Source organism: Ruegeria sp. AI3 (assembly GCF_056541245.1).
In genome coordinates this window covers 218,470-239,011 of record NZ_JBQFYA010000006.1, presented here as the reverse complement: position 1 = coordinate 239,011, position 20,542 = coordinate 218,470, and the positions used below count along the sequence as shown (strand labels likewise).

The 20,542-nt window shown below is 56.5% G+C and carries 14 protein-coding genes; 7 read left to right on the top strand and 7 right to left on the bottom strand.

All coding sequences use genetic code 11. From position 1 onward, the window contains the following. The first annotated feature begins 1 nt into the window (after position 1). The 3 genes from xdhC to guaD all read left to right on the top strand — a co-directional run bounded on the left by xdhC (position 2) and on the right by guaD (position 3,917). Positions 2–880, top strand: coding sequence for a xanthine dehydrogenase accessory protein XdhC (xdhC, locus tag ACRZ95_RS11630; protein WP_170675806.1), 879 nt, complete (start codon positions 2–4; stop codon positions 878–880). A 43-nt stretch (positions 881–923) separates the two neighbouring features. Further along, positions 924–2,525 carry a permease family protein gene (locus ACRZ95_RS11625; protein ID WP_170675807.1) on the top strand — a complete coding sequence of 534 codons (1,602 nt, stop codon included), beginning with the start codon at positions 924–926 and terminating at the stop codon, positions 2,523–2,525. A 63-nt stretch (positions 2,526–2,588) separates the two neighbouring features. Beyond that, entirely contained in the window at positions 2,589–3,917 is a 1,329-nt protein-coding gene (gene guaD, locus ACRZ95_RS11620; RefSeq protein WP_480554969.1) for a guanine deaminase, read from the top strand. Positions 3,918–4,315: 398 nt separating this feature from the next. Here guaD and ACRZ95_RS11615 read toward each other — a convergent pair whose 3' ends face one another. From ACRZ95_RS11615 to ACRZ95_RS11590, 6 genes are all read right to left on the bottom strand, one after another. Continuing rightward, positions 4,316–5,374: a ferredoxin--NADP reductase gene (locus ACRZ95_RS11615; RefSeq protein WP_170675808.1), complete on the bottom strand. Its 1,059-nt coding sequence runs from the start codon at positions 5,372–5,374 to the stop codon at positions 4,316–4,318. A 12-nt stretch (positions 5,375–5,386) separates the two neighbouring features. Continuing rightward, positions 5,387–5,860 carry a hypothetical protein gene (locus tag ACRZ95_RS11610; RefSeq protein ID WP_170675809.1) on the bottom strand — a complete coding sequence of 158 codons (474 nt, stop codon included), beginning with the start codon at positions 5,858–5,860 and terminating at the stop codon, positions 5,387–5,389. A gap of 18 nt (positions 5,861–5,878) precedes the next feature. Further along, complete coding sequence (locus ACRZ95_RS11605; protein WP_170675810.1) at positions 5,879–7,030, bottom strand: SRPBCC family protein; 1,152 nt, start codon at positions 7,028–7,030, stop codon at positions 5,879–5,881. Between the two features lie 9 nt (positions 7,031–7,039). Continuing rightward, entirely contained in the window at positions 7,040–7,303 is a 264-nt protein-coding gene (locus ACRZ95_RS11600; protein ID WP_170675811.1) for a hypothetical protein, read from the bottom strand. Beyond that, complete coding sequence (locus ACRZ95_RS11595) at positions 7,300–7,890, bottom strand: TetR/AcrR family transcriptional regulator (protein ID WP_170675812.1); 591 nt, start codon at positions 7,888–7,890, stop codon at positions 7,300–7,302. Before ACRZ95_RS11595 ends, ACRZ95_RS11600 begins: the two co-directional genes overlap by 4 nt. Before the next feature lie 241 nt (positions 7,891–8,131). Then, positions 8,132–10,180, bottom strand: coding sequence for a dockerin type I domain-containing protein (locus ACRZ95_RS11590; RefSeq protein WP_480554967.1), 2,049 nt, complete (start codon positions 10,178–10,180; stop codon positions 8,132–8,134). 228 nt (positions 10,181–10,408) lie between these two features. On the opposite strand from ACRZ95_RS11590, the gene ACRZ95_RS11585 reads away from it, so the two are divergent. The 4 genes from ACRZ95_RS11585 (at position 10,409) to ACRZ95_RS11570 (ending at position 18,638) form a co-directional block, all read left to right on the top strand. Next, complete coding sequence (locus ACRZ95_RS11585; protein WP_170675814.1) at positions 10,409–14,218, top strand: Ig-like domain-containing protein; 3,810 nt, start codon at positions 10,409–10,411, stop codon at positions 14,216–14,218. Positions 14,219–14,256: 38 nt separating this feature from the next. Then, positions 14,257–15,096: a SapC family protein gene (locus tag ACRZ95_RS11580; protein ID WP_170675815.1), complete on the top strand. Its 840-nt coding sequence runs from the start codon at positions 14,257–14,259 to the stop codon at positions 15,094–15,096. A 100-nt stretch (positions 15,097–15,196) separates the two neighbouring features. After that, positions 15,197–17,344, top strand: coding sequence for a type I secretion system permease/ATPase (locus tag ACRZ95_RS11575; RefSeq protein ID WP_170675816.1), 2,148 nt, complete (start codon positions 15,197–15,199; stop codon positions 17,342–17,344). Next, the gene (locus ACRZ95_RS11570; RefSeq protein ID WP_170675817.1) at positions 17,328–18,638 is read left to right on the top strand and encodes an HlyD family type I secretion periplasmic adaptor subunit; all 1,311 of its coding nucleotides are present in this window, start codon (positions 17,328–17,330) and stop codon (positions 18,636–18,638) included. Before ACRZ95_RS11575 ends, ACRZ95_RS11570 begins: the two co-directional genes overlap by 17 nt. Before the next feature lie 60 nt (positions 18,639–18,698). Here the strand turns inward: ACRZ95_RS11570 and ACRZ95_RS11565 are convergent, their stop codons facing one another. After that, positions 18,699–20,465, bottom strand: coding sequence for an ABC transporter ATP-binding protein (locus ACRZ95_RS11565; RefSeq protein WP_170675818.1), 1,767 nt, complete (start codon positions 20,463–20,465; stop codon positions 18,699–18,701). Positions 20,466–20,542 lie beyond the last annotated feature (77 nt).

The window sequence follows — 20,542 nt, the reverse complement described above, 5'->3', positions numbered from 1 at the left end:
GATGCCTGCCGCGCAGTCCCTGAGGACGTTTCTCTCCGAACAAAGCAGCGTGATCCGCATCGCGCTGACACGTGTGCGCGGGTCTTCGCCCCGCAACGAAGGGACAGAGATGTTCGTGGCGCCTAACGCCCTGTGGGGGACAATCGGCGGTGGGCAGTTGGAGTTCATGGCCATCAACGCCGCGCGGGACATGCTGCGAGGCGGGTCGCTACACCGGGAAATGGATGTACCGCTCGGACCCGAAATTGGCCAGTGCTGCGGGGGACGGGTCGAGTTGCAACTGACCCGTATGCGGTCCTCGGACAAGGGGGCCGCAACCGACCGGGCGGCGCGGCGCGACGATGCCTTGCCACATGTCTACGTGATGGGGGCGGGTCATGTGGGACGCGCACTTGCGGATCTTTTTCAGCACTTGCCTGTGCGCTGCATCCTTGTCGACACACGGGCCGAGGAAATCGACCTCTGCACTGCGGATGTCGAAACCCGGCTGAGTGCAATCCCCGAAGCCGAAATCTTCAGCGCGCCCGCAGGCAGCGCCTTTATCGTCCTGACCCATGATCACGGGCTGGATTTCCTGCTGACCACCGCCGCGCTTGAACGTCAGGACGCGGCCTATGTTGGCATGATCGGATCCGCGACCAAGCGGATCAAGCTGAGGAATTGGGCACACAAACAGTGTGACGGACAATCCATCGAACATTTGAGATGCCCCATCGGGGCAAGCGGTAGCCGCGACAAGCGGCCCAGCATCATCGCCACCTTCGTGGTGGCCGAGGTGATGGCTGAACTGACCTCTGAAACTGCCGCGACCGCCCCGACCGGGGCAACCAAGGCGCCCCATGCGGGCCAACATCACGACCGGAGAGGGAGAACCGCCTGACATCCACCAGGCAATTCCGGTCCTATCAGAGGAGGAGACCGTCATGGACGGGAGGACCTACGAATACAAGCTGTTTACCCGCAGCGACTTCAGCGCTTTCTGGGCGCTTTTTACGGATAACCTAGTGAACCTGCTGATCCTTTCCGGGGTCTGTCAGTTCGTGTTCCAAATGCCAGCCGAGATCGTTTTTGGCCGCATCGTACCCGGTGCCGCCATAGCAATCCTGGCCGGTGTCGGGGTCTACACGGTTCTCGCCAAATGGGCGGCCACCAGGAAGGGCCAAGATGTCACCGCCCTGCCCTATGGCATCTCGACGCCGGTCATGTTCGTCTATCTTTTCGGCGTAATTGGACCCATTTACTGGGCCACCAATGACCCGATGCTGGCCTGGCAGGTAGGAATCGGCGCGGGCTTAATGGGCGGGATCGTTGCAGCCCTTGGGGCGTTTGTGGGTCCCTACCTGAAACGCATTACACCGCGCGCCGGGATGCTTGGCACGCTGTGTGGCATTGCGCTGGTCTTCATCGGCTCAGTCCCGTTGGCCGAGGTGTTTGAGAACCCAATCATCGGTTTTACCTCATTGCTGTTCATCCTTTGGGGTCTGATCGGGCGGTTCCGCCTGCCGGGCAACGTGCCTGCCGGTCTGGTCGCGATTGCGGCGGGCACGGTGATTGCCATCATCCTTGGTGAATCGAAAATCGACACAAGCGGCATCGGCTTCTACCCACCAATCCCCTATTTCGGTGACCTCATCGTCGGTGTTCAGTACCTGTTCGCCAACCCTGAGCTGTTTCTGGTGCTAATCCCGGTCCAGATCTACAACTTCATCGAAACCATGAACAACGTGGAATCCGCCGAGGCCGCGGGCGATCACTACCCCGTCGGGCTGTGCCAGGTAACGGATGGCGCGGGCACGATGCTGGGCGCGCTGTTTGGCTCTCCATTCCCGACGACAGTCTATATCGGTCATCCGGCCTACAAACGGCTTGATGCACATGCGGGCTACATCGTGGGTGTGGCCGTCGTGATCGCGGCTGCAGCTTTCCTTGGCTTCCTGTCCTTCCTTGCGGGTCTTATCCCGATTGCGGCTGCGGCGCCTGTTCTGGTCTTTGTCTCGGTCAGCCTGATCACCAACACGGCTTGGGCGGTGAAGCCGATGCACATGGCTGCGGTCTCCTTTGCGATCTTGCCCCACATCTCGGCCTTCCTGGTGGTCAAATGGGGGTCGCTGATGAACGCGCTGCGCAGTAGCGGTGTCGAAGGCCTGCCTGCGCTGGGTGAAGAGGGTCTGACCGCCGCACTCCTGATGGAGGGAGCCCATTACGAAGGACATCTGGCGCTGAGCCAAGGTGCAATCATCACAGGTCTGATCTGGGGCGCCATTGTGGCCGACGTGATTGACGGCCGGTTCCGGATGGCAGGGGCGTTTGCCGTCGCTGGCGGACTTATGTCGGCGGTAGGGATCATCCACTCCTACACGCTGCAGATGCCGCAGTTCGACGGGATTACCATCGGCTATCTGATCGTCGGCGCGTTCCTCTATCTCTACCCAATGCTCGCCCCTAAAGAGGATCTTGAGCATCGCGTGATCGTTCCAGATGAGCCCGATCTGATCGACGACGATACACCTGCACAACAGGCCTGATCCATGATGGGGCAGCCTCAGGGCTGCCCCCTACCCGTTTTCCCACGACATACGAGACATTCCATGACACAGAGATTGCTGCGCGGTCGTCTGCTGACCTTTCATCGTGAGCCCCAGAACGGCGAAGATACCGGCGCCTATACCTATCTTGAGGACGGCGCGCTGCTGATCCGGGACGGGATCATTCAGGACACCGGCCCATTCTCGACGATCAGCGCAAAGGCCGAAGACGTGCCTGTGACGGACCATCGCCCTCATCTGATGATGGCGGGGTTTATCGACACCCATATCCACTTCCCTCAAATGCAGGTGATCGCCTCGTGGGGCGCACAGCTCTTGGACTGGCTCAACACCTACACATTCCCCGAAGAAACCCGCTTTGCCTCGGACGGGCACAGCGCGACCATGGCGCGGGCGTTCTATGATCAGCTGATTGCGCATGGCACCACGACGGCGGTTGCCTATTGCTCGGTCCACAAAACCTCGGCTGACGCGTTCTTTACCGAGGCGACCAGACGCAACATGCGCATGCTTGGCGGAAAGGTCCTGATGGACCGCAACGCGCCCGAGGCGCTGCAGGATACGCCCCAATCCGGATATGACGACACCAAAGCTCTGATCACCGACTGGCATGGCAAGGGACGCAACGGCTATGTCATCACGCCCCGGTTTGCAATCACCTCAACCCCGGACCAGATGGCCATGGCCCAGGCGCTGGCGCAAGAGCATCCCGACTGCCACATCCAGACACACCTATCGGAAAACAAGGACGAGATTGCCTTTACCAAAAAACTCTATCCGCAGGCGCGGGACTATCTGGATGTCTACCAGTCCTACGGTTTGCTGGGACGGAGAACCCTGCTGGGACACTCCATCCATCTTGAGCCGCGCGAGATCGACGCGCTGGCCGAAACCGGCGCGCATCCCGTGTTCTGCCCGACCTCGAACCTGTTTCTAGGCAGCGGCCTGTTTGATCATGCCGGGCTGAGCGCGCGCGGAATCGCCAATGGGATCGCAACGGATGTTGGTGCTGGCACCAGCTATTCAATGCTGCAAACCCTGAACGAAGGTTACAAAGTCCTGCAATTGCAAGGGACAGCCCTGCACCCTTTGCAAGCATTCCATTGGGCAACCCTCGGCAATGCCTGCGTTCTGGGCCTCGAAGACAAAATCGGCACGCTCGCCCCGGGAAGTGAAGCGGATGTCGTCGTTCTGAACGCACGCAGCACCCCGGCCATGGCTCTTCGCATGGACCGCGTGGACAGCCTGGCGCAAGAGCTTTTCGTTCTGCAGATGATGGGAGACGACCGCGCGATCGAGAAAGTCTACGTGTCGGGGACACCCAGCAAAGTTGCAGGGCCGCAACCTGAACGAGCCAAAGTCTCTGCCTAGCGGCACCTGTAACGCGGGCCCATTTCCATCCCGCGACGGTCTTTGATTGAAAGCCCGGATCAGTTGACTTGCTCGATCCGGGCTAGACCCTTCAAAACCGCGCGGCCAAGTTCCTGATCGCACAAGGCAAAAAGCGCGGGATGCCTCGGGTACCCAATAAATCCTTCTGGTGCAATGAAAAATCGATCTGTATCCCGTCATTCCACAAATTGAGTAACAAGGCAGGTGACGGCATCATCTGCTGCGACATGGCGGCAAATACCAGTGTGTTAGGTTAGGAGGCGGGTCTGCAAAGAGATTTGATCTTCTAGCAGCCACCACTTCCAATCCTTCAACTTGCGATGTGGGGTTCCGACTTGTTTGCTTGGCTTCTGCCTGCGTTTTTCGTGATCCCGAGTCTACCCCTCAAACTTCAAGGCGATGCTTTCTTGTGTCGCAACGCTTTGACAGCACAGGATGAGTCCTTTTGAGATATCGTCGTCTTCAAGTGCAACTCGGTTCCGCATATGGACGGCCCCTTCAGTAAGCCGGGCAACACAGGCACCACAAACACCGGACTGGCAACTGTATGGTGGGTTCAAGCCTTTCGCTTGAGCAGCTTCCAGTATGGTTTGACCCGCAGCCACTGGTACATCATGCCATGCACCATGCAGATTTATGCGGGCTGTCGCCGCGACTCCTGACGTGCTGAGATCGTGTTTGACATCGCCACCAAAGCTTTCCTTGTGAATGCGATCGTCAGGCACGTCCAAATTCTTGAGCGCCGCCCGCAGGTCCGTGTTCATGCTGCCCGGACCGCAGATCCAGTACTGCACGTCCTGCGCTACAGGTGGGGTCTCGGCAATAGCGGCCTGAACGGTGTTTGCGTCCAACCGACCCGTGCGCCAAGGGCTGAACCAACTCAGCAATGACGGGTGGGACAGAACATGGCGCACAGAAAAGCGTTTTGGGTATCGCGCTTGGATCTGCTCTAACTCGTCCCGAAAAATGATGCTGTTCGCGTTGGTATTGCCGAAAACCAAATGCGCGACGGAATGCGGCTCGTCCGTCAAAACGGCATTGATCATCGCGTATAGAGGCGTGATGCCACTGCCCGCGCCAAAGAAATAGTGCGTGCGGCGTTTCAGGGGGCCGGGCGTTAAGGTGAACTGTCCAAAGGGGGGCATGACTTCGATGATATCGCCCACCGACAGAGCATCACCGATATGGTTCGATACGATCCCGTCTTTCACACGTTTCACAGTGACGCGCAGTGCGGATCCAGGAGGGTTTGAGATGGTGTAGCTGCGCCTATGTTCCTGCCCTTCGATCAAAAACCTGATCGTCAGATGTTGCCCTGCTATCCATTGAAACAGATCAGCCAGTCTGGCAGGGACATCTAAAGTAACACTTGTGGCTGCACCGCCGATCTCTGTGCGGATGTCAGATACGGTCAATGGATAGAAGTTGCGTTGCATTAGATCACCCAATCACCGGTAGTCATAGGTTGTGGTCAATGACCGGATAACCATCCCGCCAAGGTAAGGTTCAAAGACAAACTCATCTGTTTGACGCATTTTTCCGGCATATCCCTGCCAATCATATTGAACATCCGTAACCGCGGTTACGTGGTGGACCTCATTGTCGGTGCGGGTGGTCATTTTAGGCTTGGATCGCTCAGTTTCCTTGTAGTCCTCCAGATCCTCGGGGAGTTCAGCATCGGTAGCGACCGCCACATCTCCCACACGGTAAATGAAGACATCATCTTCCTGCTCGGTACCGTATTTGAGGATGATCCGGTGTGTGGCTTCGGGATGCCAGATTTCCCACGTAGCCAGAAGGCTATCTTCGTCTTGAGCCGCAAGGACACGGGCAGAGATCTCCTCAGGCGTGTCTGCTTGCGCTGTCAGCACCAAAGTCGACGCGATGACCACGCCTGTCAGGGTGGCTTGAACGGGCGTCATGAGCAATCTCCGCATTGTTCAATCATCCTTCATGAACTCCAACACTGCTTTCTGGTGCTGGGTAATCGGATTTTCGCCAATCCCAGCCGGGCCGATTTCCAGATACGGGCTTTTCAGAGACTTCTGCTGTTGTTCGCAGGCATAGATATCCTCGGTCGTGAAATCTCCGGATGCCATCGGATCGTCTTCGCCGGCGACGTTGTCCCCTTGGTACTTCGCACCGCCAAAGTCCTTCCAAAAACCCCAGCTTTTCCACTGCTGTTTCTGAAACGCCCAGTCTGATACGTTGGCCAGCTTCGAGCGGTTTTCGATGCGCGTCAGGTCCGGCGCCAGTGGCGTGATGACAAACAAGTTCCAGCTTTCTTCACTGGCTCCGATACCAATGCCGGGAAAGAGCATTGGAACCCAGGCGCCGACATGGGGTTTTGGGATCGCGCGCGGCATCGGCAGGTTCGCCTCGTGGTCCTTGGCGTACTCCGCTGAAGGGGGCTCCCAAAAGTGATAGTGCGGCCCCTGCCACCCGTATTCTGCCTTGGCATGGTCATACATGTGCAGGGTGTTGGAATGCAGGTGGCTCAGGTGATAGACGTCGATGTAATTCTCGACAACGATCTTCCAATTTGCCTTGATCTCATAGGTGTTCCGGCCTTCAGCGTACTCTACCAATTCCTCGGGTTTGTGCGGGCCAAGGAATGGATCGACCCCGCCGAACCACTCCGCAAGCGTGGGCGCATTCGGATCGGGATGAACGAACAGCATACCGCGCCAGACGTCTACGCTGGCCGGTTTGAGGCCAAGGCACGATTTATCAACACCACCGGGAAATTCCGACGCCTCATCGGGGACGGAGATTAGATTTCCTTCCAGATCATAGGTCCAATCGTGGTAGGGACAGGTCAGCACCTTTTGCGTCTTGCCGACCGCGCGGATAAGCTGCGTACCGCGATGGCGGCAAATATTGTGAAAGGCCCGCAGCCGGTGATCGCGCCCCATGACGACAAACAGATTGTTCAGACCTGCCTGCACCGACAGATAGTGCCCCGGGCCTTCGATATCCTCAACCAATCCTGCAAAACGCCAGGTGCGTGAGAAGATCTGTTGTTGTTCTCGGTCGAACCAATCCTGCGAGGTGTAGGCTTCGACTGGCAGGTGATGATACATTTTGGTCATCTTTATCCCTCAGGTCATCAGATAGGCGTATTGCGGGAAAAGGCTGGCGGCGAGCATCATCAGTCCCGACAAAGCCCAAAGGCAGACTATGGCCCAGAAAAGAACTGGATCGTCGTCTCGGTTGATCTCGAACACCAGAAAAGCCTGACCATTCAGGATGGTCGGAATGGTCCACCATAAGAAAAGCAGCCCCCAGACCCAGTAGAAACCCAATAACGCGGCAGCCAACAGGACAGGCAAAGCTAAATAATTTGCGGTTCTGGCGTGGCTCATCGCTCGGCCTCCAGCGTAGAGGCCAGCAAAGACGCCGCCAGTTTCAATTCCGCGCGCCAGACTTTGGGCGGCTCGAGTGGCGACAGGGCATCCATGCTGACAAAGATTGCGGAAATACCCTGAGTCACGGCACGAATGCTAGTATCCGGCGCGTCAGGGGCAGCGCGCCTCAGGACATCCTCAACAACGTCAAAGAAGGCAGTTAGGCTGTCCATAAGATCTTGCCGCAGATCGGGGCGATCCGGAACAACAGTTACCAGCGCCTGATAGGCCAGCATGAGCCGCGGATCAGTTCCGCTGTTTTCGGCAAAAAGAGCGTCAACAAGATCCGTTGGCGTTGCTCTGTCTGGCAGGGCCTGTCGCAGGCCGTCTAGTGACATCGCAAAGCCTTCAAGCGTGTACTCGGCAAGTGCGGCAATCATTTCGTCCTTGTTGCCAAGATAGTGGCGCAGCAGAGGGCGCTTGACGCCTGCTTCCTCCGCGATCCGTTCCTGGGTCGCGCCGTCAAGGCCGAACCGCGCCACACATGTGAGGTACGCATCCAGGATTTCCTGAGATCGTTGGTCTTTCAGAGATGGTCTTGGCATTGCGGCCTCTTAAATTGTCACTGATGACAAATAATGATTAGAGATTGTTTGTCAACTATGACAATCTACTTTGAGACCAGCGCGTGAAAAGAAACTTCAATTCGGAAGGGCTATAGCGAGGGGCCAGCCACCATCCAATGCTTTCGCGAGTGCGACAGCCTGCCTCTCATCTTTTTCAACAGTACCGCCCGCTGGTTCGAGAAAGAGAGTTCAGCCCAAGTAAAATGACCGCGGAACACCGTCACAACGTCTCGATGTTTCCCAAAAGAATAGAGGTCATATCCATCGCAAATGAACCATCTTGGACAGTAACATCCAACTGCGTGTCATAATTCACCGCATTTCGCGTTATCCCCGAGAGGTCGGCATCTGCGTCCAGAAAAACCCATTTCGCGGGATATGGAGAGGTTTGTCCGACCGCTGCCTGTAGAATGGAGAGCGCGTCCAAGGCGTTGACGGCTCCGTCCTGAGTGATATCGGCGGCAATCAGGTTTTCCGGAGCGGCTGGTCCCCATGTCGGATCCAGACCAACCGAGATGCGAAGAACCTGCAACGCATCCAGAGCGTTGACCCGTCCGCTCGCTGTTGAATAGGTTTTGACGACCTCCAGCTCTCCGGCCAATGTCCCGTTCGGAACGTTCAAATCGAAGCGTCCGGTTTCATCTGTAGTTGCGGTGACGGTGCCGCCTCCGGTCGGAGTGAACTTGATCTCGGCATCTGCGAGGCCCGGATTGGCAGTCTCGGAATCGACGCTCACGCGCCCCTGAATGCCGTCCGAGCTTGCGGGCTCTAGCCCGCCGAACGTACCGAAATCCACAGGAATGTGATCCGGCCCGCCAAACCCGGAGCCAAAGACCTCTTCTTTCGTCAACGGCGTGCCGGTTGAGGAAATCACGTGGACGACCTCATTCAGATATTGGATGTCGGCCCCTTGGGATGTGGCTGTAAAGGTCAATTGATCGGGGGTGCGCAGCAGAAGATAGTCGAACATGTCCAGCCGATCGGTACCGGCTTCGAAATCCGTGATCGTCGTGGGGTCGCTGCCATATTGCATGACGAAAATATCGGCCCCTGCCCCGCCTGTCAGCGTCGTCTCACCACTCCCAGCGATGAGGATGTCATCTCCGTCTCCGCCGGACAGTTGGGCATCAAGCACCCCCGCGCTGAGCATGTCGTCTTGCGCCGTGCCCGAAACCGGCCCGCTACCATCCAGAACGACGCCAAGATTTGCCAAAGAAACGCTCAGCTGCGTCAGCCCGGGATCCTGCTGTGAGGTTGCAAGCACCTGAAGCTCATCACCGATATGGGCGAGGTTTAGAGTCTGAACGTTCCCCAATCCGCTATCCAACGTGTCCGCAAAGCTGTCCAGATAGACCAGCTTTCCATTCGGGGTCAGCGTGAAAAGGCTGACCCCATCGTCGGACCCACCCGCAACGACGAACGCACGACCATTCACCTCGATCACCGACAGGTCCTGCACGGATTCAAACCGGGTATTCAACGTATCGAGAACGTGATCCTTGGGGATCAACCGACCATCGCTGCGCAAACCCATCACGCTGAGGGAATTGCTGCCCGACCCCGCCACGATGACCCAGGATTGCCCATAGGCCTCGACCACCTCAATCGCCGTGGGCGTAGAGATTCCCATCGTTGAAACAGCGGCACTGTTGTCCAGAGCGCTGAGGCTGCCATCGCTCGCGGAAACATCAAACACGGCGATTTCACTATTTGCAGCGTTCGCGGTGATCACGAATTGCTCAGACCCGACCGTCGCAGCATGCATCGAATCGGCTTGGCCTGAGACCAGCGAAACGACCGAAAGCGTGCCGTCTGGATTGACCGCGTAGCTGCCGATCTGATCGGTATCTTCATGCGCAAGTGTCAGATAGCTCTGCCCTCCGACGTCCAGTTGCGCCATCGCCGAGATGTCTCCGCCACCGACGAGCGTCCCGGTTTCCTGCAGGTCGCCAAAGGTACCATCCGCGTTGAGCGTGTACCCCACCAAACCCGTTGCATTGTTGATATCAAGGGCCAATTGATCCCCTGCGCCCAGCGTGATGGGCACACCCGTCCGCCCCACTTGATACAGGATCGGACCACTGTGATAGACGGTATCCACCAGCTGCGGCCCGGCCCCTTCGGTGAGGCGCCAAGCGGCAACACCACCGAACGGACCGGTGACGGAATAGAGATACTTATCCCCGTTAAACGTTTTTAAAGCCGTATCGCCGATACCTGAATCGAGCGCCGGGCTTCCCGTTGCAACCACAGTTTCGAATTGAAGCATCACCTTGATCACCCCCAATGCCACCCCTGGCAATGACCTGAGGATGATCTGATGCCCAGACCGAAACAAAAGCGGGAATGTGGTGAAAACGAGGAGTTCGGCTTCAGTTTAACTCAATTTTTCCAGGTTCGCCCGCGGTGTTAACCGGAAGGCAAGACAGATGAACAAAGCGTCATGTCGGGGATGGCCTTCCACGGATCGCGGACACCAAATCTGAGGGGCAAGACGATGAAGACACCTGAGCGCCATACTGATACGCCAGCCGATCTTTCAGGGGCAGATCGCGATCGCCACAAGCGCTCGTGGATCGAACGCAACCTGCGCAAACTGTCCGGGCGCGGCATTGCGGGCGGATTGGTGTCGACCTTGCTGGCCCTTCCGGCTTTTGCGCAGGCGACGGTTGAGGAACTCTATGCGTTCCAATTCGCGGATACGATCCCGGGTGTGAAATCAGCCAAGCTGATGGACAACGGGAATGTCCTTCTGAAAATGCTCGATGGGCGCACGATGGTTGTTGCGGCTGAACATGTTCAGGTCCTTGAAAGCGGCTCGATCATGATCGCCGAGGCGATGGTTTCGCAGATCGTCGAATTCAGCGCCGTCGCCGAGGCCGGAGCTGCTTCAGCGGCAGGCGGTCTGGGCGGCATGGGTGCTGCGGCGGCGGGTCTTGGTCTCGCCGGTGCTGCGGCGGCAGGTGGCGGCGGCGGAGGCGGCGGGGACGATCCAGCCCCTACGCCAAACTTCCCGACGCTGAATTTGGCAGAGTTGCAGGCCACCTCCCTCAACAACACTCTGACCAACGCAACTGCGCCGGACGATGCGACCTCGGTCGAGGTTACGATCGGCTCCGTGACCAAGACCGTGACACCGGATTCCGAAGGGAACTGGACCGTCACCCTCACAGCGCCCGAGGCGAGCGCCCTGGCCCAAGGCCAGTCCACAGTGACCGTTCGTATGCTTGATACCTTGGGGGACGAGATCTCCGTATCGACGGCAACCGTGGTCGTAGACACCATCCCACCAACACTCAGCATTGACAGTTTCTCGGATGGCGCCGTCATGAACGCCGCCGAGCAGGGAACAGATCTTGTCGTAGGTGGTGCGACAGACGCAGAAAACGGGCAGTCGGTGAGCGTCACTCTGAATGGTCAGACTTACACCGGTACGGTGTCCAACGGCCAATGGTCGGCAACCGTTCCAGCCGCCGATCTGGCAGCCTTGTCGGATGGGGCAACCATCAGCGTGACAGCGGACGTTTCGGATCGCGCTGGCAACACGGCCGTTCAAGCCAGCAACAGCTTCGATACGGACTTCACGGCTCCAACCCTCACGCTCGATCCGGTCGGCGGAGGGTCCATTGACCTTATTGATGTAACCGGCGATCTGACCGTGACCGGGGCGACCTCGGCTGAGGACAACCAAACTGTAACGCTTGTATTGGATGGGCAGTCCTTTACCGGCACGACACTGGGCGGCAGTTGGTCTGTCACTATTCCCAACGCGGATCTTGCCGGGTTGACGACGGGCACTCCGGCAGAAATCAGTGTTACGCTCGCGGATGCGGCTGGCAACCCGGCGACCACCGTGACGGCCACGGTGCCCGTCGACCTCTCAGGCCCATCCATTGCCATTTCGCCCTTGTCCGTAGGTGATATCCTGAACGCTGCCGAGGCCGGTTCAGACCTTGCCATTTCAGGCACAACCGGAAATGTTGGCGACAACCAGCAGGTTTCCGTCACGCTGAACGGCCAGACCTATACGGACCTCGTCTCGGGTGGCTCTTGGAGCGTTACCGTACCGACCGCCGATCTAGCATCTCTGTCCGATGGCGGCGATTTTACGATAACAGCCAATGTGTCTGACGCGGACGGGCTGGCTGCGCCTCAAGCAACGGCGCAATTGACCAAGGATGTCAGCGCTCCGACGGTGACCATCGACAGCTTCTCGGACGGTGCTGTCATGAATGCGGCGGAGCGCGGAACCGACCTGACCATTTCGGGTTCCACCTCAGCTGAAGACGATCAAACCGTAACCGTTGGGATGAATGGGCTCACCTACACCGCCGAGGCTTCGGGCGGGTCGTGGACCGTTACCGTACCAGCCGCTGATTTGGCACTCTTTGCGGACGGAGCAACAATTGCGGTAACAGCAGATGTCTCAGACATCGCCGAAAACCCGGCTGTTCAAGCGACAAGCAGCTTCGATACAGATTTCACTGATCCAACCATCGCGATCACGAGCGTTTCGGACGGCTCGATCATGAACGCCGCAGAGCGGGCAACGGACCTGACCATTTCAGGCACAAGCGATGCAGGCGTAGGGGCGGTTGTATCTATCACGATCGCACGCGCCGACGGCACGGTTGACGTCACCGACGCAACAACCGTCACCGGTGGCAATTGGACGTTGGTGACAAACGCGTCTGAGCTTTTGGGGCTTCAGGATCAGGAAAGCTATACCATCACCGCGACTGTGGCTGATGCAGTTGGAAACACGTCCCAAACCACAATGGGCTTCACAACTGATTTTGCGGCACCCAGCATTACCCTCGATCCACTGTCCATCGGATCAGTTCTGGATGTAGTGGAGCGTGGGCAGGACCTGACGGTTTCAGGCACAACAACGGCCGATAACGGAGACACTGTAACCATCACCTTGGACGGCGAGACCTATACGGCCACCGCACTGAACGGAAACTGGAATGCGGATATTCCAACCAGCGATCTCGCGGCCTTGGCAGACAGCGCAAGCTTTCAGGTCTCGGCATCGGTTGAAGACGCTGCTGGAAATACCTCCAACGCGGCAACAGGTTCCTTCTCAACCGATTTCCGGCCCACTTTGAGCCTTGATACAATTGGAACAAATGGGGCGATCTCTCTTGCCGATGCGCAAAGTTCCGGGATTACAGTCAGCGGCTCTTCGGTCGGTCTGGTTGCCGGTCACACAGTGGATATCCTGCTGGGCAGTACATCCGTTGGCACCGCAACCGTCGCCGCAAATGGAACATGGTCTGCACCTATCGCAGCCTCCGCTTTTGGCGCCACGACAGCCGGGACGGATCTGAACTTCTCGGCCGAAGCAACAGTATCAGGAGGGCCTGATCCCGTTCCGGTGAGCGCTGAAGCCACGGCTCATACCCCCATAGCCTATGTCATCTCGGAAGTCGGCCGAAGTGGCTCAACCGTCCAGTTCGCGGTCTATTCGGAAGCCGATCGGGATCTGTCGAGCGGGTTATTTGTAGACATGCGATTGGAATTCGACTCCGCTCAGGTCACCTTTGACAGCGGCTCCATCATATTCAACGGGCAATTGCCTCTTGCCGTGAACGCAGCCAACCCCAGTTTCGTCAATTTTGCCGGAGCAACGCTGAGTTTCTCCGACATTTCGTCGCCTCTGGTGCAGTTTTCTGTCGACATTCAGGACATCAATCAACCCTTTGAGCTGAAGATCGTCACGCCAAACGGAGGGGACTCTGTCTACCAATCAGGGACGACCACTGACGATGTTATAGATGCAAGCAATGTGGACACGATCATCAGGGGGGGTGATGGCGACGATACGATTGACCTGACAGAGGCAGGCCGAGACATCGTTGTGTTCGAAGCAGACCCTGCAATCAATGGCACAGATATCATCACGGGGTTCAGCACCGGAACTGCAACGGAAGTCGCAGATGCCCTGATGTTCAGGGGCCTCGACGTCGCCACGTTGCGAGGCACGGGAACGGACGTGGAATTCCTGAGCCAAGGCGGCAATCTGGGAATAGATACAGGCTTCATCGGCTTTACGACCATCCTCAGCGACCTCACGGCCAGCACCATTGAATTGGCATTGGAGAGCCTGGTCGGAGCGCAGGCCGGAGACGAGATATATGCCCTGACAACCGATGGAACCGACGCCAAGCTCGTCAAAGCCAGGTTCTCTGCATCAGACGACGTCACTGTTGATACGCTCGCCGTGTTCGATGGTCTGAATGATCTGAACAGCCTGAGTGCAGACAATATCCTGCATACCGATCCCACAGGTGCCACCGCCTAGTCCTTTTCTAGGATTGGCCGAGAGCTTGGAAGGCAGCCATGTCAAAAACCCACCTCAAACCCCTCTCATTCCAGAGGTATGGTCACAAGTTCTGGAAACGCTTCACCTCATTCGACCATACAAGGCACGTGACCGAATGTTCAGTTGTTGCGGCAGAAGTTTTCCCCGTAGCGGCTGCTTTCCCGCTTGTGTTCCGCAAAACGGAGAGCGGGGTAGAGCCGGTCGCAGTGTTTTCCCTGACAGAAGAGGCTGAAAACCCATTTGTGTCCGAAACAGGCATATGGTTGGCGCCCTACTTGCCCTCTGCGATGAGGTGCCCGCCTTTCGATGCCGAACCAATGCCAAGAGGTGGGCAGGTCAAGGACGCTCAATTCCAATTGCTCATCGACGAATCCCTTGGCTTGATCAGTGATGACCCCAGAGATGAGGCGTTCTACCGTGAAACAGGAGCGCTTTCTTCCAATCTTGAAGCCGTAAAGAGGTTCTTCCAAGGTCGAATGTCGTCCGCACAAACCACAAAGGCCATTTGTGATGTGCTTGCGGAAATGAACTTGTTGGACCCACTCACCCAATACGAGAGCTGCATTTTGCCAAGGAGCTGTTGGGGTATCTCGACCGATCGGTTGAACAGTTTGACAAACAAGCAGCTGGCCACACTGACGGCTTGTGGCGCTCTGCGGCTAGTCCACGCGCATCAAATCTCGCTGTCTCACATACCTTGGTTGACCCAAGCACAATCACGAATGACACATAATCCGGGTTCAAAGGATGCTGAGCGGAAGGCCAATGCCGAAGGCTTCTTATCTGCATTGGCCGATGCGCAAACGAGCGAAACCTCTTGGGGCCAGATTTCGGAGAGACACGCTTGTGCTCGATAACCCCTGGTCGCCATACGACGCAACAAAACCGAAAACAGATCCGATCAGCGGACGCATTCCAATTCTTCGCTGCCCTAACTTGCCGGAGAGGAACTGATTCATGACGCCGCACGAAACCCAACCGGACACATCACGTTTGACAGAACTCGAAACATGTATTCTGCATGTGGGTGAGACACTTGAACGCCCAATAACAAAAGCGTCTCTCTTTGCCGCGCAGTCAGAATTGGAAAATGGTCTCTCGATAAGTGATGCACTGGCGCTTGCACGCCAAAGCGGTCTTCAGGCAGGGTATGGCGCACGCTTACTGAGCAAATTGGATGACGATTTGTCACCAGCCATACTGTTGCTGGAGGGGGGACGATCCGTTGTCTATCATGGGCGCAGCGACGACGGCATGCTGTTGGTGTACGACCCTTGCATCGGGCCCGGAACCGGGACAATTCCGGAAACGCAGTTGGACAAAGCCTATACCGGCTATGCAATCCTATTTCGCCGAGATCATCAAGATATCTTGAAGAATAGCGAGGCCCAAAGGTCTGGACATTGGTTCTGGTCTGCTTTGGCGTCCAGTCGATGGTCCTATTGCCAAGTCATTCTCGCAGCGGCGCTCGCCAATCTTCTAGGGCTTTCAACGTCTATCTTCATCATGGTCGTCTATGACCGCGTTCTTCCCAACGAAGCAACGGAGTCTCTGATTGCACTGACCATAGGCGTAGGCCTCGCCCTTGGATTCGATTTCCTACTCAAGATTCTAAGAGCTGGATTCATTGATCAGGCCGGCCAAAAGGCTGATAGGCTGATGGGACGGCGCATTTTTGACAAGTTACTCGATATTCAAATGAAATCTCGCACCGGATCGACCGGCGCGACGGCAAATACAGTTCGCGAGTTCGAAACCCTGCGCGAGTTTTTCACGTCCGCAACATTGGTTGTGATCGTCGACCTACCCTTCATCGCTCTGTTTGTCTTCGTGATCTTCCTGGTGGGCGGCCCGCTGGCCATCGTTCCTGCGATGGCGGTACCCATCGTGCTGATTTCCGGATTGCTCGCCCAACCTATCCTATCGCGGTTGGCCGAACGCCAATTCAAGGATGGTCAATCCAAACAATCGGTTCTTGTTGAGACCGTCTCTGGCCTCGAAACCATAAAAACCACCTCTGCTGATCGTCAGATGCGTACCCGTTGGGAAAGCGCGATAGAACGACAATCGAACCACGGAGTTCGCAGTCGCGCGATTGCACAATTCGCCCTGAACCTGACCGGCCTCACGCAACAGGCGGCGCAAGTTCTGATCGTTTTCTATGGTGTGTTCCTGGTCATGGAAGGAAAAGCCAGCATGGGTGCCTTGATCGCCGCTGTCATGTTGACCGGCCGTGCCTTGGCCCCTCTGGGGCAATTGGCGCAAACTTTGACGCGGTACAATCAGGCGCGCAGCGCTTTTCGAAACCTCAACCAGATTATGCGAGCAGATAGCGAGAGACCAGAAGGCAGAACCTGGATCAGTCGTTCAAGCTTCAAAGGTGCAATCTCGTTTAGCAACGTTCATTTCACATACCCGGATCAATCCGAAGATACGTTGAAAGGTGTTTCCTTCACCATCAACCCCGGTGAGAAAGTCGCAATTCTTGGCCAAATTGGCTCGGGCAAAAGCACAATTGCGCGACTGTTGCTGGGCCTCTATGCGCCTCGGGTCGGGTCGGTCATGCTGGATGGGTTGGATATTCGGCAAATTGACCCAGGCGACCTAAGGCGCGGTGTCGGCTCTGTTCTACAGGATGTTTGGCTGTTTTCCGGCTCTATCCGCGAAAACATCGCCAGTGGCGCTATCAGACCAAACGACGAAGAAGTAGTTGAAGCCGGGTATATTGCCGGAGTTGAAGACTTCGTAGCTAGCCATCCAGCAGGCTATAATCAACAGCTTGCGGAACGGGGTGAAGGGCTTTCTGGTGGGCAAAGACAAGCGATTGCCTTGGCGCGAGCCATGATTGGCAAGCCATCGGTTTTACTGCTGGATGAGCCAACGAGCGCCATGGATGTTCAAACCGAAGCGCGCGTTCTGACCCGCCTCAAGCAGGCGACCCCGGACACGACAATGGTGATCGTCACGCACCGTCCTAGCCTCTTGGAATTGGTGGACCGCGTTATTGTCATTGCCGACGGTCAAATTGCGAAAGACGGGCCCAAAAGCCTTCTTTCACAACATGCAAGTCAAAACAGGAGGCACCTGAATGTCGCAGCATCATGATCTTGCCTCATTGGCACGCGCGACGCGCGGAACTTCACCTTTGCGAAACTCTCTTCTGCTTGTGGCAATTCTCGCATGCCTCCTCACGACCGGGCTTTGGGCGCATCTGACCGAGTTGGACGACGTAACCCGCGTGGATGGCCGGATCGTGCCATCTGGAGACATCCAGATCATCGAAGCAACAGAGCCAGGTGTTTTGAAGGCACTGCACGTGCGAGAAGGTCAAGTGGTTCAAGCCGGCACCTTGTTGATGGAATTCGACACGACCCAAATCGACAGTCAGTTGAATCAGGAACAACAACGTGCTTTTGGCCTGATGGCTCGGATCCAGCGGCTACAGTCCGAGATCGAGGGGCGGGACCTTCAGTTTGACGCTGCGCTCGTCACAGGCGCCCCGGATGTCGTTCAATCTGAAAGGGCTTTGTATCAGGGTCGGCAAGCCGAACTGCAGGCTGAAGTTGATATTTTGCTGCGACAGCAACAACAACGCGATAAGGAATACGAAGAAGGATTGGTGGATCAGGTCACCGCCGAAGAGACATTGAATGTTCTGGCTGAGGAAAGGGCAATGATGGCGCCTCTGGTCGCCAGCAAAATGGAGCCCGCGACCACGCTTTTAGCGCTTAGGCGCAGTGAGGCAGAATGGAAAGGTCGCCGGGTCAGAGCCGCAGCTGCGACCAGCCGACTAAAAACTGGTCTGGAAGAGATTGATGACCGAATCCGAGCGGCGCGCAGTAGATTTCGGAGCAATGCTCTGACCGACCTCGCCCTCGCGACAGCTGAACTTTCCGCTCTAGAACCAATGCTACCAGCTTTGCAGGATCGGGCGTCCCGCGCAAAGGTTCAATCTCCGGCGCGCGGCATCGTAAACCGCATCCACCGTACCACGATTGGTGGTCTTGCGCGCACCGGGGAGGAGTTGGTCGAGATCGTTCCACTGGATGACAGTTTACTGGTCGAAGCCTATATTCGCCCGCAAGATATCGCGTTTCTTCACGCTGGACAGCCCGTCAAAGTCAAAATCACCGCCTATGATTTCGCCCGCTACGGCGGGCTGGACGGGGAAATTGTTCGTATTGGTGCAGACACTATCACCCGGTCTGAACGCAATGATGAAGAGGTCTTTGTCATTGAGATCCGGACGAATGGTACGATGCTCGACGCCTCGGGGCTTGCTGTTGAAATCATTCCCGGCATGGTTGCCGAGGTCGATATTCTGGCTGGGCGTAAAACCGTTCTGGACTACTTGATCCAACCGGTCGTGAAGATTAAAGATCAAGCGCTGCGGGAATAGTGCAGGCTTGATCATTTCATCACTTTCAATACATTGAAGTCGCGGGAAGACGCAGACCGATTAGGAAGTAGGCTTTTTAAATTGCTGGTCAAACAGCCGTCGGAACGCACCGTTTTCTTCCAGCAACACATTCAAGGTCCCTTGCTCAACAATTTGACCATCCTGAACGACCATGATGTTGTCCGCTTCCAGAATCGTCGATAGCCGGTGGGCAATTACGATTGTCGTGACCCCTTCCGTCAGCTTGTCCAATGCCTTTTTGACCAGAGTTTCGGATTCTGCATCCAGCGCACTTGTGGCCTCATCCAGCAGAAGGATTTCCGCTTTGCGCAAAATTGCCCGAGCAATTGCGATCCGCTGTTTCTGACCTCCGGAAAGAAAAGCTCCGTTTTCCCCAACCTGAGTGTCATAGCCCTCTGACAACTGAGAGATGAAGTCATGGGCATGCGCTGCTCGCGCAGCTGCGACAATTTCTTCATCCGTCGCGTCGGGCGCTACATAGCGCAAATTGTCCATGACGGTGGTTGAGAACAGGAACGTGTCCTGCCCAACATAGGATATTTTTCGGCGAAGCGATGCAAAGCTGACCTCGGTCAAATCCTGGCCGTCAATCTCAACATAGCCCTGATTAGGATCATAAAATCGCATGATCAGGCCGAAAATCGTGGACTTTCCTCCGCCGGATTGGCCTACAAGGGCCGTGGTTTTTCCTGCTTCGAAAGTGACATCCATATCCTTGATAACGGGTATTGCCCCCTGATACCCGAAGGTCACATCACGCAAGCGAATTTCGCCCGGACCTTTAACCATCTCTTTAGGTTCTGAATGCTCCTGCATAGAATCCTGTTCATCCAGAAGCTCGAACATCAGACCAATCGGTACCATGCAGGTCTCGATCGAAACCCTCATTTTCGACAAGCGTTTGGCGGGTTCATAGGCCATCAGCAGGGCCGTGATAAACGACATCAGCTGACCCGCCGTCGGAGGCTCAGACCCTCCGATCCCCAAAGTACTGACAACCAGAATGCCGGCAACAGCAAGACCGGCCAGAAATTCCATCAGCGGGCTGGCGATGGCCTGCAAAGAGGCGATGTCGTTCGAACGCTTCTCGACGCGTTTGATCGCAGTGTTCATCCGATCGGTCATGCGGTTTTCAAGGCTGAAGACCTTGATAACTTTGATCCCGTTCGACGTTTCCTGAAGGACCTGGATGATCTCGGAAAGGTATTTCAACTCGGCCTGCATAATTCGCCGTACGTTCTTCAAAAGGTAGCGCACGCTGATCAAAGCAACCGGACCAACGACGAAAAACAGCACGGAAAGCAGCGGTTGCTGATAAATCATGACAATAACCAGACCAACAAGCGTCAGCGCGTCGCGTACGAAGCTGGTCACGATGATGTTTACCAGGTTCCGGGCGGCACCCGCCCCTGCGGTGACCCTCATCAACAGGTTCGAGGATTCAATCTCGGCAAAATACCCAATGCCGCGCTGTAGAAGCCGATTGTATAACCGCTCCTGCTGGACTGCGATAATTCGGTTCCCCGCGCGCGCCAAAAAAATCGACTGAATATAGGAAGCGAACGCCTTAGCGCCGAACAACCCGACAACAAGAAGCGCGATCCAATGTGCCTGAGACCTCATTTCCGGGGTGGTCATGGCATCAACGATGTTCTCCATCATCCAAGCCGTACCAGCGGTCGTGGCAGCAACGATTACCATCGCACCCATCGCGATGCCGTACATCCATCCTTGCTTGCGCAGACTTTCCACGACAAGCCGGCCTATATAGCCCGATCGCCATTTTGCCCAGGCCTTGCCGATCATTTCACACTCCAGATCGTCGGTGTCGCCGCCCTTATCGGGCAACCGCACGGTTAAACAGAGGTGCCTTGTACCTCTGC

Bases quoted from the DNA above. Each gene is read 5' to 3' on its own strand.
- ACRZ95_RS11565 (WP_170675818.1), bottom strand. From the start codon at position 20,465: ATGATCGGCAAGGCCTGGGCAAAATGGCGATCGGGCTATATAGGCCGG.
- ACRZ95_RS11580 (WP_170675815.1), top strand. From the start codon at position 14,257: ATGTCAAAAACCCACCTCAAACCCCTCTCATTCCAGAGGTATGGTCAC.
- ACRZ95_RS11615 (WP_170675808.1), bottom strand. From the start codon at position 5,374: ATGCAACGCAACTTCTATCCATTGACCGTATCTGACATCCGCACAGAG.
- ACRZ95_RS11605 (WP_170675810.1), bottom strand. From the start codon at position 7,030: ATGACCAAAATGTATCATCACCTGCCAGTCGAAGCCTACACCTCGCAG.
- ACRZ95_RS11575 (WP_170675816.1), top strand. From the start codon at position 15,197: ATGACGCCGCACGAAACCCAACCGGACACATCACGTTTGACAGAACTC.
- xdhC (WP_170675806.1), top strand. From the start codon at position 2: ATGCCTGCCGCGCAGTCCCTGAGGACGTTTCTCTCCGAACAAAGCAGC.
- ACRZ95_RS11610 (WP_170675809.1), bottom strand. From the start codon at position 5,860: ATGACGCCCGTTCAAGCCACCCTGACAGGCGTGGTCATCGCGTCGACT.
- ACRZ95_RS11590 (WP_480554967.1), bottom strand. From the start codon at position 10,180: ATGCTTCAATTCGAAACTGTGGTTGCAACGGGAAGCCCGGCGCTCGAT.
- ACRZ95_RS11600 (WP_170675811.1), bottom strand. From the start codon at position 7,303: ATGAGCCACGCCAGAACCGCAAATTATTTAGCTTTGCCTGTCCTGTTG.
- ACRZ95_RS11595 (WP_170675812.1), bottom strand. From the start codon at position 7,890: ATGCCAAGACCATCTCTGAAAGACCAACGATCTCAGGAAATCCTGGAT.
- ACRZ95_RS11625 (WP_170675807.1), top strand. From the start codon at position 924: ATGGACGGGAGGACCTACGAATACAAGCTGTTTACCCGCAGCGACTTC.
- guaD (WP_480554969.1), top strand. From the start codon at position 2,589: ATGACACAGAGATTGCTGCGCGGTCGTCTGCTGACCTTTCATCGTGAG.
- ACRZ95_RS11585 (WP_170675814.1), top strand. From the start codon at position 10,409: ATGAAGACACCTGAGCGCCATACTGATACGCCAGCCGATCTTTCAGGG.
- ACRZ95_RS11570 (WP_170675817.1), top strand. From the start codon at position 17,328: ATGTCGCAGCATCATGATCTTGCCTCATTGGCACGCGCGACGCGCGGA.